Source organism: Pantoea sp. Acro-807 (assembly GCF_011752675.1).
GTDB classification, from domain to species: Bacteria; Pseudomonadota; Gammaproteobacteria; order Enterobacterales; family Enterobacteriaceae; genus Pantoea; species Pantoea eucrina.
In genome coordinates this window covers 304,648-327,895 of record NZ_VWXE01000003.1, presented here as the reverse complement: position 1 = coordinate 327,895, position 23,248 = coordinate 304,648, and the positions used below count along the sequence as shown (strand labels likewise).

At 57.8% G+C, this 23,248-nt stretch carries 23 protein-coding genes and 1 other RNA gene; 8 read left to right on the top strand and 16 right to left on the bottom strand.

Annotation, left to right across the window (positions count from 1 at the left end; genetic code table 11):
- Nucleotides 1-7: 7 nt before the first annotated feature.
- Together dsbC and xerD are read right to left on the bottom strand one after the other, a co-directional pair.
- Nucleotides 8-721: a bifunctional protein-disulfide isomerase/oxidoreductase DsbC gene (dsbC, locus tag F3J39_RS10250; protein ID WP_071668566.1), complete on the bottom strand. Its 714-nt coding sequence runs from the start codon at nucleotides 719-721 to the stop codon at nucleotides 8-10.
- Nucleotides 722-743: 22 nt separating this feature from the next.
- Complete coding sequence (gene xerD, locus F3J39_RS10245) at nucleotides 744-1,670, bottom strand: site-specific tyrosine recombinase XerD (RefSeq protein ID WP_104085473.1); 927 nt, start codon at nucleotides 1,668-1,670, stop codon at nucleotides 744-746.
- 68 nt (nucleotides 1,671-1,738) lie between these two features.
- On the opposite strand from xerD, the gene fldB reads away from it, so the two are divergent.
- Nucleotides 1,739-2,257, top strand: coding sequence for a flavodoxin FldB (gene fldB, locus F3J39_RS10240; protein ID WP_071668567.1), 519 nt, complete (start codon nucleotides 1,739-1,741; stop codon nucleotides 2,255-2,257).
- Here the strand turns inward: fldB and F3J39_RS10235 are convergent.
- The gene (locus F3J39_RS10235) at nucleotides 2,254-2,670 is read right to left on the bottom strand and encodes a protein YgfX (protein WP_166714147.1); all 417 of its coding nucleotides are present in this window, start codon (nucleotides 2,668-2,670) and stop codon (nucleotides 2,254-2,256) included. The two genes, fldB and F3J39_RS10235, sit on opposite strands and share 4 nt — an antisense overlap.
- Complete coding sequence (gene sdhE / locus F3J39_RS10230; RefSeq protein ID WP_039380010.1) at nucleotides 2,645-2,911, bottom strand: FAD assembly factor SdhE; 267 nt, start codon at nucleotides 2,909-2,911, stop codon at nucleotides 2,645-2,647. The genes F3J39_RS10235 and sdhE overlap by 26 nt, the downstream gene beginning before the upstream one ends.
- A gap of 226 nt (nucleotides 2,912-3,137) precedes the next feature.
- Here sdhE and ygfZ point away from each other — a divergent pair, with 226 nt between their 5' ends.
- Nucleotides 3,138-4,121, top strand: coding sequence for a tRNA-modifying protein YgfZ (ygfZ, locus tag F3J39_RS10225; RefSeq protein ID WP_039380012.1), 984 nt, complete (start codon nucleotides 3,138-3,140; stop codon nucleotides 4,119-4,121).
- Nucleotides 4,122-4,176: 55 nt separating this feature from the next.
- Here the strand turns inward: ygfZ and F3J39_RS10220 are convergent, their stop codons facing one another.
- Nucleotides 4,177-4,830, bottom strand: a complete 654-nt coding sequence (locus tag F3J39_RS10220) for a hemolysin III family protein (RefSeq protein WP_166714146.1) — start codon at nucleotides 4,828-4,830, stop codon at nucleotides 4,177-4,179.
- Between the two features lie 174 nt (nucleotides 4,831-5,004).
- Between F3J39_RS10220 and F3J39_RS10215 the strand changes: the two genes are divergently transcribed.
- Complete coding sequence (locus F3J39_RS10215; RefSeq protein ID WP_039385630.1) at nucleotides 5,005-5,736, top strand: MurR/RpiR family transcriptional regulator; 732 nt, start codon at nucleotides 5,005-5,007, stop codon at nucleotides 5,734-5,736.
- 125 nt (nucleotides 5,737-5,861) lie between these two features.
- On the top strand, nucleotides 5,862-7,301 hold the full coding sequence (locus tag F3J39_RS10210) for a 6-phospho-beta-glucosidase (protein WP_166714145.1): 1,440 nt from the start codon (nucleotides 5,862-5,864) through the stop codon (nucleotides 7,299-7,301).
- Between the two features lie 19 nt (nucleotides 7,302-7,320).
- Here the strand turns inward: F3J39_RS10210 and F3J39_RS10205 are convergent, their stop codons facing one another.
- The 8 genes from F3J39_RS10205 to F3J39_RS10170 form a co-directional block, all read right to left on the bottom strand.
- Complete coding sequence (locus tag F3J39_RS10205) at nucleotides 7,321-8,064, bottom strand: SDR family oxidoreductase (RefSeq protein ID WP_166714144.1); 744 nt, start codon at nucleotides 8,062-8,064, stop codon at nucleotides 7,321-7,323.
- Nucleotides 8,065-8,122: 58 nt separating this feature from the next.
- Nucleotides 8,123-10,996 (bottom strand): aminomethyl-transferring glycine dehydrogenase, encoded by a 2,874-nt coding sequence (gcvP, locus tag F3J39_RS10200; protein WP_166714143.1) that lies wholly within the window; start codon nucleotides 10,994-10,996, stop codon nucleotides 8,123-8,125.
- Nucleotides 10,997-11,092: 96 nt separating this feature from the next.
- Nucleotides 11,093-11,479, bottom strand: coding sequence for a glycine cleavage system protein GcvH (gene gcvH, locus F3J39_RS10195; protein WP_039380024.1), 387 nt, complete (start codon nucleotides 11,477-11,479; stop codon nucleotides 11,093-11,095).
- Nucleotides 11,480-11,499: 20 nt separating this feature from the next.
- Nucleotides 11,500-12,597 carry a glycine cleavage system aminomethyltransferase GcvT gene (gene gcvT, locus F3J39_RS10190; RefSeq protein WP_039380026.1) on the bottom strand — a complete coding sequence of 366 codons (1,098 nt, stop codon included), beginning with the start codon at nucleotides 12,595-12,597 and terminating at the stop codon, nucleotides 11,500-11,502.
- 599 nt (nucleotides 12,598-13,196) lie between these two features.
- On the bottom strand, nucleotides 13,197-14,399 hold the full coding sequence (ubiI, locus tag F3J39_RS10185) for an FAD-dependent 2-octaprenylphenol hydroxylase (RefSeq protein ID WP_039380028.1): 1,203 nt from the start codon (nucleotides 14,397-14,399) through the stop codon (nucleotides 13,197-13,199).
- A gap of 13 nt (nucleotides 14,400-14,412) precedes the next feature.
- Entirely contained in the window at nucleotides 14,413-15,591 is a 1,179-nt protein-coding gene (ubiH, locus tag F3J39_RS10180) for a 2-octaprenyl-6-methoxyphenyl hydroxylase (RefSeq protein WP_166714142.1), read from the bottom strand.
- The gene (gene pepP, locus F3J39_RS10175) at nucleotides 15,588-16,910 is read right to left on the bottom strand and encodes a Xaa-Pro aminopeptidase (RefSeq protein ID WP_108570044.1); all 1,323 of its coding nucleotides are present in this window, start codon (nucleotides 16,908-16,910) and stop codon (nucleotides 15,588-15,590) included. The genes ubiH and pepP overlap by 4 nt, the downstream gene beginning before the upstream one ends.
- 51 nt (nucleotides 16,911-16,961) lie before the next feature.
- Complete coding sequence (locus tag F3J39_RS10170; protein WP_039380033.1) at nucleotides 16,962-17,543, bottom strand: YecA family protein; 582 nt, start codon at nucleotides 17,541-17,543, stop codon at nucleotides 16,962-16,964.
- Nucleotides 17,544-17,712: 169 nt separating this feature from the next.
- Between F3J39_RS10170 and zapA the strand changes: the two genes are divergently transcribed.
- The 3 genes from zapA to F3J39_RS10155 all read left to right on the top strand — a co-directional run bounded on the left by zapA (nucleotide 17,713) and on the right by F3J39_RS10155 (nucleotide 19,002).
- A complete protein-coding gene (gene zapA / locus F3J39_RS10165; protein ID WP_034823204.1) occupies nucleotides 17,713-18,042 on the top strand; it encodes a cell division protein ZapA in 330 nt (109 codons plus the stop codon).
- Nucleotides 18,043-18,081: 39 nt separating this feature from the next.
- Nucleotides 18,082-18,265: non-coding RNA, 6S RNA (gene ssrS, locus F3J39_RS10160), on the top strand.
- A 134-nt stretch (nucleotides 18,266-18,399) separates the two neighbouring features.
- Entirely contained in the window at nucleotides 18,400-19,002 is a 603-nt protein-coding gene (locus F3J39_RS10155) for a 5-formyltetrahydrofolate cyclo-ligase (RefSeq protein ID WP_104085466.1), read from the top strand.
- A 21-nt stretch (nucleotides 19,003-19,023) separates the two neighbouring features.
- Here F3J39_RS10155 and serA read toward each other — a convergent pair whose 3' ends face one another.
- Nucleotides 19,024-20,262 carry a phosphoglycerate dehydrogenase gene (serA, locus tag F3J39_RS10150; protein WP_039380039.1) on the bottom strand — a complete coding sequence of 413 codons (1,239 nt, stop codon included), beginning with the start codon at nucleotides 20,260-20,262 and terminating at the stop codon, nucleotides 19,024-19,026.
- 278 nt (nucleotides 20,263-20,540) lie between these two features.
- Entirely contained in the window at nucleotides 20,541-21,200 is a 660-nt protein-coding gene (gene rpiA / locus F3J39_RS10145; protein ID WP_039380041.1) for a ribose-5-phosphate isomerase RpiA, read from the bottom strand.
- Nucleotides 21,201-21,382: 182 nt separating this feature from the next.
- Here rpiA and F3J39_RS10140 point away from each other — a divergent pair, with 182 nt between their 5' ends.
- Nucleotides 21,383-22,288, top strand: coding sequence for a LysR family transcriptional regulator ArgP (locus F3J39_RS10140; protein ID WP_094111519.1), 906 nt, complete (start codon nucleotides 21,383-21,385; stop codon nucleotides 22,286-22,288).
- Nucleotides 22,289-22,327: 39 nt separating this feature from the next.
- Here the strand turns inward: F3J39_RS10140 and F3J39_RS10135 are convergent, their stop codons facing one another.
- Complete coding sequence (locus F3J39_RS10135; RefSeq protein ID WP_104085465.1) at nucleotides 22,328-23,062, bottom strand: oxidative stress defense protein; 735 nt, start codon at nucleotides 23,060-23,062, stop codon at nucleotides 22,328-22,330.
- Nucleotides 23,063-23,248 lie beyond the last annotated feature (186 nt).

The following is a 23,248-nucleotide window of genomic DNA, read 5'->3' as shown; positions in this document are numbered from 1 at the left end:
CTGTGAATTAACCGCCCCGCTTCTGACCATCAAGCACCTGTTTCAGCTCCTGTGGACCCTGATAGCCCGGGATCATCATACCGCTGTCGGTAAGAATGGCGGGCGTACCCTGAATGCCGAACAGAATGCCGAGTTTGTAGTGCTTATCGAGATTGAGGCTGCAGGTCGCTGGCGCATCCATCTGCGGCGTATCGCCTTTCATCGCCTGATCGAACGCTTTGTTGCGATCGGCACTGCACCAGATCGCCTTCATCGCTTTCTCAACCTGACCGTTCAGCCCTTCGCGCGGGAAGGCGAGATAGCGCACCGTGATACCCAGCGCGTTGTAGTCCGCCATCTGCTCATGCAGCTTACGGCAGTAGCCGCAGGTGATATCGGTAAACACCGTAATGACGTGCTGCTCTTTCGGCGCTTTATAGACAATCATTTCCGGCGCCAGCGCGGCGACTTTTTTGTCCAGCAGCTGGTTGGTGACATTAACCGGCTGTGCGCCGCTGACGTCATACAGCGGGCCCTGAATCATATGTTTGCCATCTTCAGTAATGTAAATCACGCCGCTTTCCGTCAGCACGGTTTTCATGCCCGGCAGCGGCGAGGGCTGGATCTCAGCCTGCTGCAGACCCACTTTTTTCAGCGTCTGCTGAATAGCGCTGTCATCAGCCTGTGCCAGAGCGGAAAAGGCGCTGACCAGCAGCGCCAGAACGGTAAACTGTTTTTTCATCATAAGTCCTTGTTGCCGCTGCTCAGGCGCGCGGATGGTGCTGTTGATGTAACTGACGCAGCCGCTCGGTGGCAACATGCGTATAAATCTGGGTGGTCGACAGGTCACTGTGGCCCAGTAGCATCTGTACGACGCGCAAATCAGCGCCGTGGTTCAGTAAATGTGTGGCAAATGCATGCCGCAGCACGTGCGGTGACAGTTTATCGCTGTCGATACCCGCCAGCGTCGCGTAGTGCTTGATGCGGTGCCAGAAGGTCTGACGCGTCATCTGCTGCGCGCGCTGGCTGGGAAACAGAACGTCCAGCGTCTGTCCGTTTAGCAGCCACGGCCGGCCATATTCCATATAGTGCTCTAACCAGTGGATCGCTTCTTCACCTAATGGCACCAGCCGCTCTTTATTACCTTTACCGATAACGCGCACTACTCCCTGCCGCAGGCTGACATCGCTGATGGTCAGCCCGACCAGCTCTGAGACGCGCAAACCTGTGGCATACAGCACCTCCAGCATCGCTTTATCGCGCAGCTCCAGCGGAATATCTGTGGCCGGCGCCTGCAGCAGCCGGTCTACCTGACTCTCGCTGAGATCTTTCGGCAGCCGCTGTGGCAGCTTAGGGGCGGAGAGCAGCGCGCTGGGATCGTCACTGCGCAGCTTTTCACGGTAGAGATACTGAAACAGCCGGCGCATGGCGCTCAGCGTGCGGGCTGAACTGGTGGCCTTATAGCCACCTTCAATACGCTCGGCAAGAAACTGCTGCAGATCCAGCGCCTGCAGCGTCAGCAGCGTCAGATTGTGATGCTGCAGCCATGCGGTGAGGGTTTGCAGATCCTGACGATAAGAGGCCAGCGTATTTTGCGCCAGATTACGCTCCAGCCAGAGCGCATCAAGAAACTGTTCAATCAGATCGCTATCCTGCACGTTATCCTCTCGCCAGTGTGAAATCGTGCTCATTATGCCTTAAAGCAGAGGGGTTCTGGTACAATTGCGCCAGAGTGAGTTTCATACAGAGCATTAACCGCATGAATATCGGACTTTTTTACGGTTCAAGTACCTGTTACACCGAGATGGCAGCGGAAAAAATCCGCGACTTTATTGGTGAAGAGCTGGTGACGCTGCACAACCTCAAAGATGATGACCCCTCGCTGATGGAGCAGTATGACCTGCTGATCCTCGGTATTCCAACCTGGGATTTTGGCGAGCTGCAGGAGGACTGGGAAGCGGTATGGCCGCAGCTGCCGGGACTTAACCTGCAGGGGAAAATTGTGGCGCTGTACGGTATGGGCGACCAGATTGAGTACAGCGAGTGGTTTCTTGATGCGCTGGGCATGCTGCACGAACTGCTGCTGCCGATGGGCGTACAGTTTGTCGGCTACTGGCCGCTGGAGGGGTATACCTTTACCAGCCGCAAGCCGCTGACCGCTGACGGCACACAGTTTGTAGGTCTGGCGCTGGATGATGTTAACCAGTTTGAGCAGAGCGACGAGCGTATTGAGCAGTGGTGCGAGCAGATTCTCACGGAAACAGCTGACCGGCTTTAACGCTGGTCTGCCGTGCCACTGAGCGCGTCCTGCGCGCGCAGCTGCCGCCAGCTGCGCATCGTCATGGCGTCCTGCATCAGCCAGAAACGCCAGCGCTGGCCCTGCGCATTCTGCAGGGTCAGCAGCACGCCCCACGGCTGCCATTGCGCCGTCCGGGCGGTATACCAGCGGGTTCCCTGCCAGCCCCAGCTTCCCTGAACATCCCGCGTCAGCTCGCCGCAGCGTTGCCGTAAGCGTCGCTCAGTGCGCCAGCTTTCCGCCAGCACCGCGACGGAAAGCAGCGCCTGCAGCGCATGCCACTCCGCAGGCCAGACGAACAGCAGCAGAGTCACGCAGCTGAAACCCGCCGCCAGATTTGCCAGCCGGGCGCTGCGTGAAGGACGCAGGCTACATTGCCACCGGACCACGTTCACGGTTGCGCTGCTGGATCAGTTTTACCATGCGCTTAAACTCGGGATCCGCGGGCTCGCCGTGGTCCATCATCCAGTTAAACAGATCCGGATCGTCACTCTTCAGTAAAGCAACAAACACCCGCTTATCTTCATCACTCAGCGAATCATACTCATAGTGAAAAAAAGGCATAATGGAGACATCAAGCTCAAGCATGCCCCGACGGCAGGCCCACTTAACGCGTGATTTATCATGAATATCCATGTGTCGTGTTCCACGGCTGTAAACAGTAGGGTCAGTGTACCTGCTTTTTTTACCTGCTGCAGGCTGAGTGCTGTTTCCTGCGCAGGATTACGCAAAGCGGCAGGCTGTGTTGCCGCATCATCACGCGATTTGTGCGCCCGGTTCCGTAAACAGTTTGCATTGCCCCGCTGCTCTTTTAACATTGAACAAACAACTCCGGACAAACTTGATTAATCAGGATGGACACATGCCGATTTTTACCCTCCCTCCCCGCCAGCCTGTCGCTGCGGCACGCCTGCCCCTGACGCTGATGTCGCTTGATGAGTGGGCGCTGGTGGCGGTACAGGGCAAAGACAGCACCAGCTATCTGCAGGGACAGCTGACGCTGGATGTCGCAACGCTGACCAGTGAGCAGCATCGTCAGGCTGCCCACTGCGACGCCAAAGGCAAAATGTGGAGCAACCTGCGTCTGTTTCATCGCGGCGAGGGATACGCTTATCTGGTGCGCCGCAGCCTGCGTGACCAGCAGATTGCTGAACTGAAAAAATATGCGGTGTTTGCCAAAGTGACCATCGAAGCTGACGATGAAGCTGTCGTACTGGGCGTTGCCGGCTTTCAGGCGCGTGCGGCACTGACGAATCTGTTTGCCACGCTGCCGGATGCCGCGCATGCGGTAGTGCAGCAGGATGAGAGCACGCTGCTGTGGCTGGATCAGCCTGCGGAACGTTTTGTCGTGATTACTACCCCCGCCAAAGCGGAAGCGATTAAAGCGGCACTGGAGGGTGAGGCGCAGTTCAACGACAGCAGGCAGTGGCTGGCGCTGGATATCGAAGCGGGTATTCCGGTTATCGATAGCGCTACCAGCGCCCAGCTGATCCCGCAGGCCACCAACCTGCAGGCGCTGGATGCGATCAGCTTTAAGAAAGGTTGCTATACCGGTCAGGAGATGGTCGCGCGGGCAAAATTCCGCGGTGCCAACAAGCGTGCCCTGTTCTGGCTGGCGGGTAGCGCCGGTAAAGTACCGGAAGCGGGGAGTTCAATGGAGCTGCAGATGGGCGATCGCTGGCGGCGTACCGGCACGGTACTGTGTGCGGTACAGCTTGAGGATGGCAGCGTCTGGGTGCAGATGGTGATGAATAACGATCCGGAACCAGATGCGATCCTGCGTGCTGAAGGCGATGAAGGTGGTGAACTCACCATTCAGCCACTGCCTTACGCGCTGGACGCGTAAGAGGCACAGAGCGGGAGGCCGTCCGGCGTCCCGCTGCAATGCGCATAAAGCCCGTTTATTTCACATAAAAGTAGATGGCGCAGAAGTGCAGCACGCTGCCGCCGAGTACAAAGCCGTGCCAGATCGCATGGTTAAAGGGTATCCGGCGCGACACGTAAAAAATCACGCCCAGGGAGTAGACCACGCCTCCCGCCGCCAGCAGCCAGACGCCTCCGGCGGAAAGCCGCATCGCCAGCTGATAGATCACCACCAGCGACAGCCACCCCATGCTGAGATAGGTCACCAGCGACAGCACCTTAAAACGGTGCGCAATTGTCAGCTTAAAAATGATGCCCGCCAGCGCCAGACTCCAGATCACCACCATCAGTCCGTGTGCCAGCGGCGATTTCAGCCCGACCAGCAAAAACGGCGTATAGGTGCCGGCGATCAGCAGATAGATAGCGCAGTGATCAAATTTCTTCAGCCATGGCCGGGCGCGCTGATGCGGAATGGCGTGATAGAGCGTAGAGGCGAGATAGAGCAGAATCATGCTGCCGCCATAGAGGCTGTAGCTGGTGATAGCAGTGATGCTCGCCTGCGTTTCCACTGCCTGCGTCAGCAGCAGCACCAGACCGATAATACCAAACAGGCAGCCAACGCCATGGCTGACGCTGTTGGCTATCTCTTCGGCCAGCGAATAACCGGGCTTAATGAGTACGGGTTTTACCATGGTGCGGGATCCCTGAAGATAAAGGAGCGTGTTTTTTAACCCCTTCAGCCTAACCAGAAATATTTTCAGTGTACACATGTACGCTCAATTATTTCTGTGTCGGGGTGTGTCACCCGGCCTGCGGTGCAATCTGGTACACTGCAGGCTCCTTTTGCTGCCTGAGCGATGTTCCGCATGTTTGCACACCGCGATCTCTCCAGCCTGAACGATCTTGAGATGCAGGTTTACCATTTCATCATCAAACATCCGCAAAGCGTCAGCTATATGACCATTCGCGATCTGGCGGCGCAGGCGGGCGTCTCTACCACCACCGTACTGCGCTTTTGCCGCAAGCTGCACTGTGACGGCTGGTCAGAGTTTCGTATCCGCTTTCGCCTGGCTCAGGAGCAGACCCCGCCTGCAATCCCCTCATCGGGCGCTGGCGAAATGCTGAGTTTTTTCAAAAGTATTCACAATGCCGAGTTTGAGCAGCAGATTGCGCAGGCCGCGCAGATGATCCTGCAGGCCGGGCATATTTTCTTTATTGGTGCCGGCACGTCGGGCAGCCTCGGTAAATATGGCGCACGCTTCTTTTCCAACGTCGGCAAATTCAGCCACCATATTGACGACCCTTACTATCCGGTTATGCCCGGAGTCAGTGAAGGCGCGCTGGCGATTATTCTCTCCGTTTCCGGCGAGACCGAAGAGATCCTGCGCTTCGCCAGTCAGTTCAGCCTTAACCGCTGCAAAATCATCGCCATCACCAATCACGACACCAGCTCGCTGGCAAAAATGGCGGATTTTACCCTCTCCTATCACGTGCCGCAGATCACGCTGGCCGGGCAGCACGACATCACCACGCAAGTGCCGGTAATGTACATTATCGAAACGCTGGGACGCACGCTGGCGCATATGCTATCCCCCTGAAAACACCCTGTTTTTTAGCTGTGACAGGTTACATTCTGCACGCGGTGTTATAGCGTGACATTCACCGGCTGCTTGTTACACTGCGGGAAATTCTGTTTTCACCCGACGTATGATGAGGCTGAACAATGCGTGATGATTTGCAGTTACCACAAGGGTTTCTCTGGGGCGGCGCAGTAGCCGCGCATCAGGTTGAAGGCGGCTGGGATCAGGGCGGCAAAGGCGTCAGTATCGCTGACGTGCTGACCGGTGGTGCACACGGCGTTGACCGCGTGATCACCGACGGCGTACAGCCGGGCAAACACTATCCTAATCACCAGGCGGTAGAGTTTTACTCACACTACAAACAGGACGTGGCGCTGTTTGCTGAGATGGGCTTTAAGTGCTTCCGCACCTCGATTGCCTGGACGCGCATCTTCCCCAACGGCGATGAAGCGCAGCCCAACGAGGCGGGCCTGCAGTTTTATGATGACCTGTTCGATGAGCTGCTGAAATATGGTATCGAACCGGTGATCACTCTCTCTCACTTTGAGATGCCTTATCATCTGGTAAAAGAGTATGGCGGCTGGGCTGACCGCCGGATGGTCGATTTCTTTGTGCGCTTCAGCGATGTGGTGATGACGCGCTATCAGCACAAAGTGAAGTACTGGATGACTTTTAACGAGATCAACAACCAGCGCAACTGGCAATATCCGCTGTTTGGCTACTGCTGTTCCGGCGTGGTGTTTACTGAGCATGAGAAGCCAGAGCAGACGATGTATCAGGTTATGCATCACCAGTTTGTCGCCAGTGCAAAGGTGGTGAAACGCGGTCATGAGATCAATCCCGGTTTTCAGATCGGCTGCATGATCGCCATGGTGCCGGTCTATCCCTTCTCCTGTCATCCGGATGATGTTATGCGGGCGCAGGAGGCGATGCATCAGCGTTACGTTTTCAGCGACGTGCAGATGCGCGGCGCTTACCCCGCTTACACGCTGAAAGAGTGGGCGCGCAAAGGCTACCACATCGAGATGGCAGCAGATGATGCCGAAACCCTGCAGCAGGGCTGCTGCGACTACATCGGTTTCAGCTATTACATGAGCAACGCGGTCGATACCCGCGCCAGCGGCGTGGATGATCCGATCACCGGCTTTGACGGCGTGGTACCCAATCCGCACGTTAAAGCGTCAGACTGGGGCTGGCAGATCGATCCGGTGGGCCTGCGCTATGTGCTGAATTCACTCTATGAGCGCTATCAGAAGCCGCTGTTTATTGTGGAAAATGGCTTCGGCGCGATCGATAAACCTGATGCGGAGGGCTTTATCGCCGACGACTACCGCATTGACTACCTGCGGGCGCATATCGAAGAGATGAAAAAAGCGGTGGCGCTGGATGGTGTCGAGCTGCTGGGCTACACGCCGTGGGGCTGCATCGACTGCGTCTCGTTCACCACCGGTCAGTACAGCAAGCGCTATGGCTTTATCCACGTCGACAAAAACGACGACGGCAGCGGCACCTTTGCGCGTTCAAAGAAAAAGAGCTTCAGCTGGTATCAGCAGGTGATCGCCAGCAACGGCGCCACGCTCTGACCGGCGATGCGGGCGGATGTCAGAGTCCGCCCGTCACGTCCAGCATGCTGCCGGTGACATACGCGGCGGCATCGCTGCTCAGCCAGAGGATCGCGCGGGCGATCTCTTCCGGCTGCGCGCCGCGTCCCAGCGGAATACGCTGCGCCACCCGATCAACCCGCTCCGGCTCGCCGCCATCCGCATGCATGTCGGTATACGTGGAGCCGGGACGCACACCGGTTACCCGGATCCCCTGGGCGGCCACTTCGCGCGCCAGCCCGCGGGTCAGCGTGTCCACCGCCGCTTTTGATGCTGCATAATCCACATATTCGTCCGGCGCGCCGCTGTGTACGGCGCCTGATGAAACATTCACAATCACACCGCCCTCCCCGCCGTGCGCCCTGCTCATGCGTTTCACCGCTTCCCGGCAGCAGATAAAAGTCCCGGTGACGTTCGTCGCCAGCACCCGCTGAATACGCTCAGCGCTTAGCGCCTCCACCCGGCACTGCGTAAACAGAATTCCGGCGTTGTTCACCACTATCCGCAGGGCACCCGGCTGCTCATCCAGCTGCGCAAACAGCCTCACGACCTGCGCCTCGTCGGCGATATCCGCCTGCAGCGCGCAGGCGCTGCCGCCCTGGCTGACAATCTCCGCAACCAGCTGTTCCGCATCGGCGGCCCGCTGACGATAGTTGATTACCACGCGGTAGCCCGCCTGCGCCAGCAGCAGCGAGGTGGCGCGTCCGATGCCCCGGCTGCCGCCGGTGACCAGTGCCAGATCCATATATGCCTCCAAAAGAAAAGGACCGGCATCCGGTCCTTCCAGGGTCAGTTTACAGCACTTACTGATATTCGCTCATCGGCACACAGGCGCAGAAAACGTTGCGATCGCCAAAGACATCATCAAGCCGTTTTACCGTTGGCCAGTACTTGTTCGCGCTGCCTGCCGGAAATACCGCCAGCTCACGCGTATAGGGATGCTGCCACTCACCCACGATTTCCATCTGCGTATGCGGTGCGTTGACCAGCGGATTGTCATCAGCAGGCCACTCACCGGCGGCGACGCGATCGATCTCCATGCGGATCGCCAGCATCGCATCGATAAAGCGATCCAGCTCTGCTTTGCCCTCTGATTCAGTCGGCTCTACCATCAGCGTGCCTGCGACCGGGAAAGACATGGTCGGGGCGTGAAAGCCGTAATCGATCAGGCGCTTGGCAATATCCAGTTCGCTGATACCGGTCTGCTCTTTCAGCGGACGAATATCGAGAATACATTCGTGCGCTACGCGGCCGTCGCGTCCGGTGTAGAGGATCGGATAGGCCGATTGCAGACGACGCGCAATGTAGTTGGCATTAAGGATTGCCACTGAGCTTGCCTGTTTCAGTCCTTCTGCGCCCATCATGCGGATATACATCCAGCTGATAGGCAGAATTGAAGCGCTGCCAAACGGGGCGGCCGACACGGCACCCTGCTGCGTCAGTACGCCATCGATCTGCACCACGCTGTGCCCCGGCACAAACGGAGCCAGATGTGCTTTTACGCCAATCGGTCCCATACCCGGTCCGCCACCGCCGTGCGGAATGCAGAAGGTTTTGTGCAGATTAAGATGCGAGACGTCGGCACCGATGTAGCCAGGCGTAGTAATGCCCACCTGGGCGTTCATGTTGGCGCCGTCCAGATACACCTGACCACCATACTGATGCACAATCTGGCACACCTCGCGGATGGTTTCTTCATAAACGCCGTGGGTAGAAGGATAGGTCACCATGATGCAGGAGAGCGCATCGCCAGCCTGAGCCGCTTTCTCACGCAGATCGCCGAGATCGATATTGCCCTGTTTATCGCAGGCAACCACAACCACCGACATGCCCGCCATCTGCGCCGAGGCTGGGTTGGTGCCGTGTGCCGACCCGGGGATCAGGCAGATGTTGCGCCGGCCTTCATTGCGGCTTTCGTGATAGCGGCGGATCGCCAGCAGGCCGGCATACTCTCCCTGCGCCCCGGAGTTAGGCTGCATGCAGAGCGCGTCATAGCCGGTGAGCTGTACCAGCCACTGCGACAGCTGCCCAATCATCTGCAGATAGCCGGTAGCCTGTTCAGCGGGGCAGAATGGATGCAGTTCAGAAAACTCCGGCCAGGTGATCGGGATCATCTCTGCGGCGGCATTCAGCTTCATGGTGCAGGAGCCGAGCGGGATCATTGCCTGATTCAGCGCCAGATCTTTTTTCTCCAGGCTGTGCATGTAGCGCATCATTTCTGTTTCGCTGTGGTAGCGGTTAAATACCGGATGCGTCAGATATTCACTGCGGCGCTGCTGGCCTGCCGGAATAGCCGCACTCTCCGCCGATACGGCGGCATCAAGCTTATCGATATCCAGCCCGTGCGTGTCGCCCAGAAAAATGGCAAACAGCGCCTGTACATCTTCACGGCTGGTGGTTTCATCCAGCGTGATACCTACGGCGTCAGGCATATCGCTGCGCAGGTTTACGCCAAAACTCAGCGCGCGATTCAGCACGCCGGCCTTGTCAGCAACCTCAACGGTCAGCGTGTCAAACCAGCTGCCGTGGCGCAGCGTCAATCCGCCTTTCTGCAGGCCGGTTGCCAGAATGCTGGTCAGGCGATGAATGCGCGAGGCGATACGTTGCAAACCCTGCGGACCGTGCCAGACCGCATAGAGGCCGGCGATATTGGCCAGCAGAACCTGTGAGGTACAGATATTGGAGTTCGCCTTTTCACGACGGATATGCTGCTCGCGCGTCTGCATCGCCATGCGCAGCGCGGTGTTGCCCGCCGCATCGCGTGAGACGCCGATAATCCGGCCCGGCATTGAGCGTTTGTGCTCATCGCGGCTGGCAAAAAAGGCCGCGTGCGGTCCGCCATAGCCCATTGGCACGCCAAAGCGCTGAGCGGAACCAAACACAATGTCAGCACCCTGTTTGCCGGGCGCCTCCAGCAGCAGCAGCGCCATGAAATCAGCGGCCACGCTCACGACAACTTTGCGGCTCTTCAGCTCTGCTATCAGATCGTGATAGTCATGTACTTCCCCACTGGTGCCCACCTGCTGCAGAAGAACACCAAACAGATCCTCATGATCGCGTGCTTTCTCTGCCCGATCGATAATCAGATCAAAGCCAAATGTTTCGGCGCGGGTGCGTACGACATCCAGCGTCTGCGGATGAATATCATCGGCGATAAAGAAGCGGGTGGCGCTCTTCAGCTTGCTGACGCGTTTCGCCATCGCCATCGCTTCAGCCGCCGCGGTGGCTTCATCCAGCAGCGACGCAGAGGCGATATCCATACCGGTCAGATCCAGCGTCAGCGTCTGGAAATTCAGTAGCGCCTCCAGACGCCCCTGTGACACCTCAGGCTGATACGGCGTATAGGCGGTATACCAGCCAGGGTTTTCCAGCATATTACGCAGGATCACCGGCGGAGTGATTACTGCACTGTAGCCCATGCCGATCCAGGATTTGTAGCGCTGATTCTGACTGGCCATCGCTTTCAGCTCTGCCAGCGCCTGCTGCTCGGTCGCGGCGTCACCCGTGGCCGGCGGCCCGGGCAGCTGAATATCCGCCGGTACGATGGTGCTGATGAGTTCGTTTAGCGAACCGGCACCAATCGCTTCCAGCATGCTGGCCTGCTGGGCGTCGGTGGGACCAATATGGCGCTCGATAAATGCACCGTTATGTTCAAGCTGGCTGAGAGTCTGGGTCATTACAGTCGATCCTGCATCGGGCTGGGTTACACAAAGGACTTACAACAGGCAGATAAAGAAGAGGTGCCGCACTGCGACACCTTCAGAGGCTACCGGTTACTCATCGATACTGGCTTTATAGGCGTCAGCATCAAGCATGCTGTCGAGTTCAGCTTCATCGCTGGCTTGCAGGCGGAACAACCAGCCATCGCCATAAGGCGCGCTGTTCACCAGCTCGGGTGAGTCGGTCAGCGCCTCATTCACCGCTACAATTTCACCGCTCAGCGGTGCATAGATGTCGGAAGCAGCTTTAACCGACTCCGCGACGGCGCAGTCGTCGCCCGCGCTAAACGTAGCGCCAACGTCTGGCAGATCGACAAACACCATATCACCGAGCAGCTCCTGCGCATGCTCGGTGATCCCCACGGTGTAAGAGCCATCTTCTTCTTTACGCACCCACTCGTGGCTGTCACGGTATTTCAACGTATTTGGCACATTGCTCATCGCCATTTCTCCTGAAAAATTTACTGAGCGACCGGCTTACCGGCGCGTACAAAAACGGGTTTAGTCACTTTTACCGGCATTTCGCGATTGCGGATCTCCACAATGGCCTGCCCGCCAATACCGGCAGGTACGCGCGCCAGGGCGATGCTGCAGCCCAGCGTCGGCGAGAAGGAACCACTGGTAATCATACCCTGCTGCGGTACGCCCTGCTCATCGGTAAAGCGCACCGTCTGACCACCGCGCAGTACGCCTTTTTCCGTCATGACCAGCCCCACCAGTTTTTCAGTGCCCTGCTCGCGCTGCGCTTCCAGCGCTTCACGTCCGATAAAATCACGATCGGCCGGTTCCCGGCTGATGGTCCAGCCCATATTCGCGGCCAGCGGCGAAACGCCTTCATCCATCTCCTGGCCATAGAGATTCATACCGGCTTCCAGACGCAGCGTGTCGCGCGCGCCTAAGCCGGCGGGTTTTACGCCCGCGGCCAGTAGCTGCTGCCAGAACATTTCCGCCTGGTCAGCGGGCAGCGCAATTTCATAGCCTGCCTCGCCGGTGTAGCCGGTGGTGGCAATGAACAGGTCGCCTGACTGCACGCCATAAAAAGGCTTCATGCCGGCAACGGCGGCACGCTGGCTCTCATCAAACAGCGTCTGTGCTTTCTGCTGCGCATTCGGACCCTGCACGGCAATCAGCGCCAGGTCATGACGCTCGGTCAGCGTCACGCCAAACGGTGCGGCGTGCTGCGTTATCCACGCGAGATCTTTCTCTCGCGTGGCGGAGTTGACCACCAGGCGGAAAAAATCCTCCTGCATGAAGTAGACGATCAGATCGTCTATCACGCCGCCCGATGCGTTAAGCATGCCGCTGTAGAGCGCTTTGCCGGGTTGAGTCAGTTTTGCGACATCATTTGCCAGCAGATAACGCAGAAACTCGCGGGTCCGTGCGCCGTGCAGATCAACGATAGTCATGTGCGATACATCAAACATGCCGGCGTCGCTGCGCACTGCGTGGTGCTCATCGATTTGCGAGCCGTAGTGCAGCGGCATCATCCAGCCGTGGAAGTCCACCATGCGTGCACCGTCCTGCTGGTGCTGCTTAAACAGAGGCGTTTGCTGAGTCATAACCATCCTGTGAAACCAATAAGCGGGGCTCGCCTGCGCGGTAATAAACGCCGACGCAAACGTTCTCTTTCAGCTGACGTTACCACTGAAAAACAGATTTAACCATAAGCAAAACGAGGTCGAAGCCGGGCCTCATCTTTGCAGTGCATCCCATAGCATGCAGCATAATCCGCTGCCTTTGTGTGATTAAACGCGCAGATTATGCAACTCCGGGGCGATATCTCAGTAAATAAAACACGCCACCGCGGGTGAGGAGCTAAATGGCACGGCTGTGCGATTAATCCTGCATGAAAATAACTAATGCGAATCTGGCGGTAAAATTAGAATAAATCAAACGAGGCATCATTATGGCGCAGAGCGCTCTGTTTTAGTGCGAACAGGGAGTCAGGAGGAGGTTTTTGCCGGGGCGCATAAATGCGCCCCCTACCATAGGGCGGGTGCGAAATGTAACGTCCGGGGGATGGGGTTGCCGGGGCGCATTAATGCGCCCCCTACGCCAGGGCGATGCGAAACGATGACGTCCGGTATTGAGCCACCGTAGGGGCGCCATTTATGGCGCCCGGGTTGATGCGGATACGAAACGACAACGTCCTGGTTAGCTAGCGGATCCACTCTGGCAGGTCGTTCAGCCCCATCGCCTGCTTCAGCAGACGCGGCTTCACGCCTGGCAGCGTATCGGCCAGCTTTAGCCCGACGTCACGCAGCAGCTTTTTCGCCGGATGCGTGCCGGCGAACAGCTCGCGGAATCCCTGCATGCCGGCCAGCATCAGCGCTGCGCTGTGCTTGCGGCTGCGTTCGTAGCGACGCAGTGAGAGATGCTCACCGATATCGCGACCCGCCTGATGCAGGCGGCGGATCTCACCAATCAGCTCAGCCGCATCCATAAAGCCTAAATTCACGCCCTGCCCGGCCAGCGGATGAATGGTGTGCGCCGCATCGCCGACCAGCGCCAGACGATGAGCTGCAAAATTGCGCGCATAGCGTGCCGTTAGCGGGAACGTTTTACGTTCGCTCTCAACGCTGCATAATCCCAGCCGCATATCAAAGGCTACAGAGAGTTGCTGATTAAACAGCGCTGCCGGCATCGACTGCATGCGCGCTGCTTCCTGTGGAGCCAGCGACCAGACGATTGAGCACAGGTGCGGATCCTGCATCGGCAGAAAGGCGAGAATACCTTCGCCGTGAAATACCTGACGCGCGATAGCATCATGCGGCATATCAGTACGCACGTTCGCGACCAGCGCATGATGCTCATAATCCCAGAACGTCAGCGGGATATCCGCTTTTTCGCGCAGCCAGGAGCCGGCGCCGTCGGCGGCTATCATCAGCCGGGCGCTCATCATGGTGCCATCTTCCAGCGTGATAAAGGCTTCATTATCACCAAACGCGACCTGCTGCAGGCGGGCCGGTGCAAACAGCGTAACATCTTTACACTGGCTGGCACGCTGCCACAGCGCACTGTGAATCACTTCATTTTCAACAATATAACCAAGATGCGACAGCCCCTGCTGCTCATCATCAAAGCTGACAGATCCAAAGCTGTCCTGATCCCACACTTCCATACCGTGATACGCGCTGGCGCGCAGGGCGAGAATAGATGACCAGACGTCGAGTTTCTGTAGCAGACGTTCACTGGCTGCATTAATTGCGGATACCCGAATCGAAGCGGCGGCTGCCGGATCGAACTGCGGTTCCGCCGCTTTCTCCAGTACTGCAACGCGCAGACCACTTCCCTGCAAACCGCAGGCCACTGCCAGACCGACCATGCCGCCACCGGCAATCACCACATCAAATGTTTGCATTGCTGCCTCTTTATTAACGCTTTACCCAGCCGAGCGTACGCGCGGCCAGCGGATGTTGCAGCCAGGGGAGGTGATCCATAGCCACCAGCCCGAGATTTCGTCCTGCAACCAGCGGTGCATAACGGTTAGCGAACAGGCGCACCAGGCCGTCAGTCACGCCGATTGTCGCCGCGCGGTCAGCCTGACGCCGGGCGGCAAAATGCTGCAGCACCGCATAACTGCCAGGATCCTGCTGCTGGCGCCAGGCGCCGGCCAGCGTTTCCGCCAGCGACATGACATCGCGCAGGCCAAGGTTAAAGCCCTGTCCGGCGATCGGATGCAGCGTCTGGGCAGCATTGCCGACCAGCGCCAGCCGGTGCGTCACCTGACGATCGGCGGTTTGCAGCGCCAGCGGGTAAATTTCACGCTGACCGGCATGGGTAAAGCGACCCAGCCGCCAGCCAAATGCGCGCTGCAGTTCGCGCCGGAATGTCTCTTCATCCCACGACCGCACCCGGGATTCTGCGGCTGCCGGATGGCACCACACCAGCGACATACGATTGCCGGACATCGGCAGCAGCGCCAGCGGCCCGTGCGGCGTAAAACGCTCAAACGCCTGCCCCTGATGCGGCAGCTGAGTGGACACGTTGGCAATCACCGCCAGCTGCTGATAATCCTCGCGCTGCCACTGAATACCGCATGATGCCGCCAGCGATGAGCGCGACCCATCTGCAGCCACCAGCAGCGTACCCTCCAGCGTTTCGCCGCTGTTAAGCGTCACCTGCGCATGCGCTTTATCACGCGTGACCTGCGTGACGTAATCGGGGCAGCGCAATGTTACGCCGGGCGCCTGCCGGAGACGCTCAAACAGGCGCTGTCCGACATCGAATAGCTCCACCACCTGCCCCAGCGCAGCCAGCTGATACGCCTCTGCGCTGAGCTGCACAAAGCCGCTGTGACCGCGATCGGAGACATGAATGCGGGTGATCGGCGTGGCGCAGTCCGCCAGCGAACGCCAGAGGTCGATTGCTGCCAGCTGCTGGCAGGTGCCAGCAGCCAGCGCAATCGCCCGGCCATCAAAACCGGGGTGCGCACGGCTGGCCGGCTCGCTGCGCTCAATGAGCGTGACCGGTAACCTGCCCTGCGTCAGATGCGATATCGCCAGCGCCAGCGTGGCGCCGGTCATGCCCCCGCCTGCAATCAGAATGGTCATACGCCGCGCGCCGCTGCCATCAGGGCTTCAATCGCATCCGGATCTTTCACCACGCTATCAGTAAGATTCTCATGGCCTGTCGCCGTAATCACAATATCATCCTCAATGCGCACGCCTATGCCGCGGTACTGCGGCGGCACGCTGGCATCAGGTGCAATATAGAGGCCCGGCTCTACCGTAAGCACCATGCCCGGCTCCAGCACGCGGTCGCGGCTCGGCGTACCGTAATCGCCGACGTCATGCACATCCAGGCCCAGCCAGTGGCCGAGGCCGTGCATGAAGAAAGGGCGATGCGCCTGCGCTTCAAATAGTTCGTCGATATTGCCGTCAAGAATACCGAGATCAACGAGGCCGGTGATCATGATGTGCACAACTTCATCATTCACTTCATGAATGCTGACGCCGGGCCGGAACATCGACAGCGCTTTATGCAGCGAAGCCAGCACAATGTCGTAGATTTCCCGCTGCGGCGGTGTAAACCTGCCGTTTACCGGAAAGGTACGGGTAATATCACCCGCATAACCGTGAAACTCACAGCCGGCGTCGATTAGCACCAGATCGCCGTCGCGCATTGCGCTTTCATTTTCGGTGTAGTGCAAAATGCAGCCGTTTTCGCCACTTCCGACAATGGTGTTGTAGGAAGGAAAGCGCGCGCCGTGGCGGGAGAATTCATGGTGGATCTCCCCTTCAAGCTGATACTCATACATGTCGGGGCGGCACTGCTGCATGGCGCGGGTATGCGCCAGCGCGCTGATTTTTCCCGCCTGACGCAGTATCTCAATCTCTTCTGCGCTTTTAAACAGCCGCATCTCATGCACCCAGGGACGCCAGTCGGTCACGCTGGCTGGTGCGCTAAGATTCTGCCGGAAACCGCGACGTAATTTTTCCAGTGCGCTAAACAGCAGCTGGTCAGCGTAACCATATTCGCCCTGCGCGTGATACACCACGTCAAGCCCGTTCAGCAGCAAGTGCAGCTGTTCGCCAATATCATCCCACGGCAGTGCGCGATCAACACCCAGCTTCGCCGGCGCAGCCTCCTGCCCGAGGCGACGGCCAGACCACACCTCGGCAGTCAGATCGCGTATGCGGTTAAACAGCACGCTGTGATTGTGATGTTCATCGCTTTTGATCAGCACCAGCAGCGCCTGCGGCTCGTTAAACCCGGTGAAATACCAGAAGTCGCTGTTTTGGCGGTAGCTATATTCGGTGTCGTTGCTGCGCGTGACTTCAGGTGCTGCAAAAATCAGCGCCGCGCTGCCGGGGGCCATCTGCGTAATCAGCGCCTGACGACGCTGCCGGAACTGTTCCAGTGTGATCATAGTTGCACTCCCTGTTGATAACGGGCAGCAGCGCTGCCCGCAATGACGCGCTTAGTGTAGCGTAGGTTTCTGCACTTCCGGTGCGGTTGGCGTATGCGGGCGTGTGAAGGTGTCGTGACACAGCAGCGCCGCGACGCGCACATACTCAATCACCTCTTCCAGCGACTGCTCCAGCTCTTCCTGATCTTCATCTTCTTCATAGCCAAGCTGAGCAATGGTACGCAGATCGTCAATCGCCTCGCCGGTTTCACCGGTGACTTTATCCAGTTTAGGCTGCGTAACGCCCAGGCCAAGCAGGAAGTGATTAACCCAGCCCGCCAGCGCATCAGCCCGGTCAAACACGGTAATATCATCTTCATCCGGCAGCATCAGCTGAAACAGAAAGCCATCCTCTTCCAGGGTCGTAGTCAGGCTGTCATGCAGCGCCTGCAGCGGCTGCGCCAGGCTCTGCGAGAAGGCCATGCCTTCATTAGCCAGATCGTGCACCAGCGTCTTCCAGCTGGCGTCCTGATTACCGCCACACAGGATGCCACACAGCAGTCCATGCATTTCGGCAGGCGTCATGCCCACACCCTGCTGAGAGAGGGCTGCGGCCAGCGCGTTGTAAGTGGGTGTTGCGTTCTGTAAAGACATAAGCTTTGGTCGTCGTTGGCAGAATAAGTTCGTGATATGCTACCACCAGGTGCCTCAGGGTTTCCAGAAAAGGGGTTGTATCTTCTTACCCGCGTCTATATAGTTGCGCACCTTCCGGGCCAGTGGCGAGCCGGGTGGAGCGAACGAAGTAATCAGTCAGGATGGTGGCATGTCTGCACAACCGGTAGATATACAAATTTTTGGTCGTTCTTTGAGAGTAAATTGTCCGCCTGAACAGCAGGATGCACTAAATCTTGCCGCAGAGGACCTCAATCAACGGTTGCAAGATTTAAAAGTTCGCACTAGAGTCACAAATACAGAGCAACTGGTGTTCATCGCCGCGTTAAATATCTGCCACGAGCTGGCGCAAGAGAAAGGTAAAACGCGAGACTACGCAGCAAACATGGAACAACGTATCCGCATGCTGCAGCAGACGATTGAACAGGCTTTAGTTGAGCAGGGTCGCATTACCGACCGCCAGGGCCCTAAATTCGAATAATACTTCATGGTTCTCATGCCAGAGCAACGATGAAGTCCTGTTTCTCTGAGATGTTTGCAAGCGGGCCAGTCCCCTGAGCCGATATTTCATACCAACAGAGTGTGACGCTCTGTAGCCTGTGAGCATGCTCGGTTCGTCCGAGAAGCCTGATGGTTGCGACGGCATACTCACCTTGAACCAAGGGTTCAAGGGTTACAGCCTGCGGCGGCATCTCGGAGATCTCTTTTCTGTTTTATCCGGCATCATTTCAGGTAGTAGCGTCAGCCGAGACTGCGGCTGCTACCTGAAGCCAGTCCCCTTCCCCTTCTTTTGCATGTTATAGTCAGCGCAAGCTAACCCACTCTTTAGGGGGATCCTGTGTCCGCTATCGATTATTCTGAACGCCAGCTGCTGCGTCAGCATATCCGCCACCTGCGCCGGCATCTGACGCCTGAACAGCAGAGTGAAGCGGCCGAACAGCTGGCTGAGCACGCGATTAACCTGGCACCTGTCTCAGCGGCACAAAGCATTGCGCTGTTTCTCTCTACCGACGGTGAAATCAATACCCGCCCGCTGATTGCCCGTCTCTGGCAGCAAAAAAAAGCGGTTTATCTGCCGGTACTGCATCCGTTTGCGCCAGGCAACCTGCTGTTTTTGCGTTATACCCCTGAGACGCAGCTGGTCATGAATAAGCTGCGCATTCCGGAGCCGCCACTGGATATTACGCAGATGACGACGCTGGATCGACTGGATGTCATGCTGGTTCCGCTGGTGGCGTTTGATGAAAGTGGACAACGGCTGGGGATGGGCGGCGGCTTTTACGATCGCACGCTGCAGAACTGGCAGCGCCACGGCTGTCTGCCGATTGGCATTGCCCACGACTGCCAGCGCGTTGAGGCGCTGCCGGCAGCCGCATGGGACATCCCGCTACCCGCCGTGCTGACGCCGGCAAAGCTGTGGCAGTGGGATGCTTCGTTCTGACGGGCATATGCCCGTCACTAATCAGTAAAGCAGGCGCGCGCGCATAGTGCCCGGAATAGCGCGCATGAGCTGCAGCGCTTTATCCGCCACATCTTTTTCCGCATCGATATCAATCACCACGTAACCAAGCTGTGGCGAGGTCTGCAGGAACTGCGCCGCGATATTGATATTCTGCTCAGCGAAAATCTGGTTGATGGCGGTAAGAATGCCCGGACGGTTTTCGTGAATGTGCAGCAGACGGCTGGCGCTGGCACCGTGCATCGGCAGTGATACCTCCGGAAAATTAACCGCAGAGAGCGTCGAGCCGTTGTCGGAGTATTTTGCCAGCTTACCCGAGACTTCCAGGCCGATATTCTCCTGCGCTTCCTGCGTTGAACCGCCAATGTGCGGCGTCAGAATAACGTTATCAAACTCGCACAGCGGTGAATTAAACGGATCGCTGTTGGTTGCCGGTTCGGTCGGGAAGACGTCAATAGCCGCACCCGCCAGATGTTTGCTGGAGAGCGCATGGCACAGCGCCGGAATATCGATAACGGTGCCGCGTGCGGCGTTGATCAGCAGCGCGCCCGGCTTCATCAGCGCCAGCTCTTCCGCGCCAATCATGTTCTGGGTTGAGGCGGTCTCCGGCACATGCAGGCTGACCACATCACTCATATTAAGCAGATCCGACAGGTGACGTACCTGCGTGGCGTTCCCCAGCGGCAGCTTGTTTTCAATATCGTAAAAGAAAACGTGCATCCCCAGGCCTTCAGCCAGCACGCCGAGCTGCATACCGATATGACCATAACCAATGATACCCAGCTTTTTGCCGCGCGCTTCATAGGAGCCGGTTGCCACTTTGTTCCAGATACCGCGATGCGCTTTGGCGTTCGCTTCCGGAATGCCGCGCAGCATCAGCAGCATCTCGCCAATCACCAGTTCAGCCACGGAGCGGGTGTTGGAGAAAGGCGCGTTAAAGACCGGAATACCGCGCCGGGCGGCGGCGTTGAGATCGACCTGATTGGTGCCGATACAGAAGCAGCCGACCGCGACCAGTTTTTCCGCTGCGGCGAAAATCTCTTCCGTGAGCTGGGTGCGGGAGCGGATACCGATAAAGTGCGCATCACGGACAGAGGCTTTCAGCGACTCCGCATCCAGCGCCCCTTTGTGAAACTCAATGTTGGTATAGCCTGCCGCGCGCAGATTCTCCAGCGCGCTCTGATGCACGCCCTCCACCAGCAGAAATTTAATTTTGTCTTTATCCAGTGATACCTTTGCCATTTCCCGACCCTATTCAGAATTCAACGTGGAGTGCCATAAGATTACCTTCTGCCAAAATAACAAATTCTGGCAATGCGGCAATACAAACGATTGCGACCACGGCAGCACGCCCCGGCTTTCAGGCAGCACAAATCCATACAAAATCGCAGGATGCCGGGAGCAGAGAGCAGGAATCGGCTCTCCATGCTCTGTTTGTGACATAAGTCACCAAATTCAGGCTGATAAAGAAAAGCAGAATTAGCCGGGGGAAAAACGGCGCGTCAGGCGCGCCGGAGAGATCATTTGAGAATGGTTTTGACGCCATCCGGCGTGCCAATCAGCGCGACATCAGCGCCGCGCGTGGCAAACAGGCCGACCGTGACCACGCCCGCCAGCGCGTTGATGTTTTTTTCCATCGCGACAGGATCGAGGATCTGCAGATTGTGCACGTCGAGGATGATATTGCCATTATCGGTCACCACCTGCTGCCGATACTCCGGCTGGCCACCAAGCTTAACCAGCTCGCGCGCGACATAGGCACGCGCCATCGGGATCACCTCAACCGGAAGCGGGAAACGGCCAAGGATATCAACTTCTTTGGACGCATCCGCGATACAGATAAACTTCCGTGCGACCGCCGCCACAATCTTCTCGCGCGTCAGCGCCGCGCCGCCGCCCTTGATCATCTGCATATGCGGGTTGATCTCATCGGCACCATCGACATAGACCGCGATATCATCCACGTCGTTAAGATCGAAAACCGGTATGCCCAGCGATTTCAGCTTCAGGGTGGAGGCTTCAGAGCTGGAGACCGCCCCCTCAATCTGGTGCTTCATGGTAGCCAGCGCGTCGATAAAATGCGCGGCCGTTGAGCCGGTGCCTACGCCAACAATGGTGCCTGGCTGCACATACTGCAGCGCCGCCCACCCTACCGCTTTTTTCAGTTCATCCTGGGTCATGGTATGTTTAAAACCTGTGCGACATCAAAGTGCGCGTAGTATAAAACAACGCGCTGTAAAAGTGCGCGACTCACGCACCACCGATTTTTACCTTTGGAAGCCAGTCCGCAAAAATGCACCCGCCGCACAGCGCGGCCATTTTGTGGCATAGTACTTTCCACCCTGAACGAGAGAGAACAATAATGAAACGCCCGGATTACCGTACGCTTCAGGCGCTGGATGCAGTGATTCGCGAGCGCGGCTTTGAACGCGCCGCACAGAAGCTTTGTATTACCCAGTCAGCCGTATCGCAGCGTATCAAACAGCTGGAAAACCTGTTTGGTCAGCCGCTGCTGGTGCGCACCGTTCCGCCCCGCCCGACTGAGCAGGGGCAGAAGCTGCTGGCGCTGCTGCATCAGGTAGAGCTGCTGGAGGAGGAGTGGCTGGGTGACGATCAGAGCGGGACCACGCCGCTGCTGCTCTCGCTGGCGGTCAACGCCGACAGCCTTGCTACCTGGCTGCTGCCGGCGCTGAAAGATGTGCTGGCGGACTCCCCGGTGCGGCTGAATCTGCAGGTAGAAGATGAAACGCGTACGCAGGAACGTCTGCGCCGCGGTGAAGTGGTGGGCGCCGTGAGTATCCAGCCGCAGCCGCTGCCGAGCTGCCTGGTCGATCAGCTGGGAGCGCTCGACTACCTGTTCTGCGCCTCACCCGATTTTGCCGCCCGCTATTTCCCCAACGGCGTGACGCGATCTGCTTTGCTGAAAGCGCCGGCGGTGGCGTTTGACCATCTGGATGATATGCATCAGGCGTTTTTGCAGCAGAATTTTGATCTGTCACCGGGCAGCGTACCCTGCCATATCGTTAACTCGTCAGAGGCGTTTGTGCAGCTGGCGCGGCAGGGATCGGTCTGCTGTATGATCCCGCATCTGCAGATTGAGCGCGAACTGGCGCAGGGAGAGCTGGTGGATCTGACGCCGGGGCTCTATCAGCGCCGGATGCTCTACTGGCACCGCTTTGCGCCTGAGAGTCGTTTGATGCGCAGCGTCACCGACGCGCTGATTGCTCACGGGCATCGGGTACTGCGTCAGGATGAGGTCGCAGCCTGAGCATAGCGCAGCGGCAGATGCCGCTGCGGCTGTCAGCTATCAGGGCGTCGCGGCGTTTGGTTTGATTTCAAACACCACATCGACCTGATCGTCAAAGTGAATACTCTGCTGTTCATACGTCTGCTGCGCGGTGGTATCCGCCGGCGCGGCGGCAGCTTTATACATGCGCGCCATCGGCATCGGCTGATAGTTGGCTACGTGATAGCGAACGCTGTAGACCGGTCCCAGCTTCGCGTTAAAGCCTTCTGCCAGCGCGCTGGCCTGCTGCGTCGCGTTAGCAATTGCGGCTTTACGCGCCTGCTCTTTATAGCTTTCTGCGTCTGCCACACCCAGCTCAACGGTGCGGATTTCGTTCAGACCCGACTTCAGCGCGCCATCCAGCAGATCGTTCAGCTTATCCAGCTGACGCAGCGTCACTTCCACCTGGCGTACCGCGCGGTAGCCTTTCAGTACCGACTTACCCTCTTTGGTGTAGTCATATTCTGGCTGGGTGCTCAGATTAGCCGCATCGATATCTTTCTTTTCGATACCGCTCTTTTGCAGAAAATCAAAATATTGCGCCACGCGCGCGTCAGCCTGTTTTTTAGCATCGGCGGCTTCTTTGGAGGCGACGCTGACCATAATTGAGAGCGTCGCCATATCCGGACGCGCATCAACGCTTGCCTGGCCGGAAGTGACCACGTGCGGTCCTTCAGGCACTTCTCCGGCCTGTACCATGCCCGACAGTGCGACAGTGCTCATTGCGGCGACCAGCGCCAGTGCTTTCAGTTTCACAAACTCCTCCTTGGAAATCGGGTTACCGGCTGCCACTATGGCGAAACCGCTACCGCTTTACTATGCGTGATGCTCTGAGTTTACGCAGACAGAAAAGTTCGTTCGCGCTGCGTTTTAACCTGCTGCCGGCTGCAAACTTATCACTACAGGGTTGCTAAAAACAGCATTGTGCGTTTCGCTTGATGG

What these genes read in the sequence shown, in the direction of transcription:
- zapA (WP_034823204.1), top strand. Translation starts at nt 17,713, where the DNA reads ATGTCTGCACAACCGGTAGATATACAAATTTTTGGTCGTTCTTTGAGA.
- ubiH (WP_166714142.1), bottom strand. Translation starts at nt 15,591, where the DNA reads ATGACCATTCTGATTGCAGGCGGGGGCATGACCGGCGCCACGCTGGCG.
- F3J39_RS10205 (WP_166714144.1), bottom strand. Translation starts at nt 8,064, where the DNA reads ATGGATCTGGCACTGGTCACCGGCGGCAGCCGGGGCATCGGACGCGCC.
- F3J39_RS10215 (WP_039385630.1), top strand. Translation starts at nt 5,005, where the DNA reads ATGTTTGCACACCGCGATCTCTCCAGCCTGAACGATCTTGAGATGCAG.
- F3J39_RS10140 (WP_094111519.1), top strand. Translation starts at nt 21,383, where the DNA reads ATGAAACGCCCGGATTACCGTACGCTTCAGGCGCTGGATGCAGTGATT.
- rpiA (WP_039380041.1), bottom strand. Translation starts at nt 21,200, where the DNA reads ATGACCCAGGATGAACTGAAAAAAGCGGTAGGGTGGGCGGCGCTGCAG.
- ubiI (WP_039380028.1), bottom strand. Translation starts at nt 14,399, where the DNA reads ATGCAAACATTTGATGTGGTGATTGCCGGTGGCGGCATGGTCGGTCTG.
- F3J39_RS10170 (WP_039380033.1), bottom strand. Translation starts at nt 17,543, where the DNA reads ATGTCTTTACAGAACGCAACACCCACTTACAACGCGCTGGCCGCAGCC.
- sdhE (WP_039380010.1), bottom strand. Translation starts at nt 2,911, where the DNA reads ATGGATATTCATGATAAATCACGCGTTAAGTGGGCCTGCCGTCGGGGC.
- xerD (WP_104085473.1), bottom strand. Translation starts at nt 1,670, where the DNA reads ATGAGCACGATTTCACACTGGCGAGAGGATAACGTGCAGGATAGCGAT.
- gcvT (WP_039380026.1), bottom strand. Translation starts at nt 12,597, where the DNA reads ATGACTCAGCAAACGCCTCTGTTTAAGCAGCACCAGCAGGACGGTGCA.
- pepP (WP_108570044.1), bottom strand. Translation starts at nt 16,910, where the DNA reads ATGATCACACTGGAACAGTTCCGGCAGCGTCGTCAGGCGCTGATTACG.
- F3J39_RS10220 (WP_166714146.1), bottom strand. Translation starts at nt 4,830, where the DNA reads ATGGTAAAACCCGTACTCATTAAGCCCGGTTATTCGCTGGCCGAAGAG.
- dsbC (WP_071668566.1), bottom strand. Translation starts at nt 721, where the DNA reads ATGAAAAAACAGTTTACCGTTCTGGCGCTGCTGGTCAGCGCCTTTTCC.
- gcvP (WP_166714143.1), bottom strand. Translation starts at nt 10,996, where the DNA reads ATGACCCAGACTCTCAGCCAGCTTGAACATAACGGTGCATTTATCGAG.
- ygfZ (WP_039380012.1), top strand. Translation starts at nt 3,138, where the DNA reads ATGCCGATTTTTACCCTCCCTCCCCGCCAGCCTGTCGCTGCGGCACGC.
- F3J39_RS10210 (WP_166714145.1), top strand. Translation starts at nt 5,862, where the DNA reads ATGCGTGATGATTTGCAGTTACCACAAGGGTTTCTCTGGGGCGGCGCA.
- fldB (WP_071668567.1), top strand. Translation starts at nt 1,739, where the DNA reads ATGAATATCGGACTTTTTTACGGTTCAAGTACCTGTTACACCGAGATG.
- serA (WP_039380039.1), bottom strand. Translation starts at nt 20,262, where the DNA reads ATGGCAAAGGTATCACTGGATAAAGACAAAATTAAATTTCTGCTGGTG.
- gcvH (WP_039380024.1), bottom strand. Translation starts at nt 11,479, where the DNA reads ATGAGCAATGTGCCAAATACGTTGAAATACCGTGACAGCCACGAGTGG.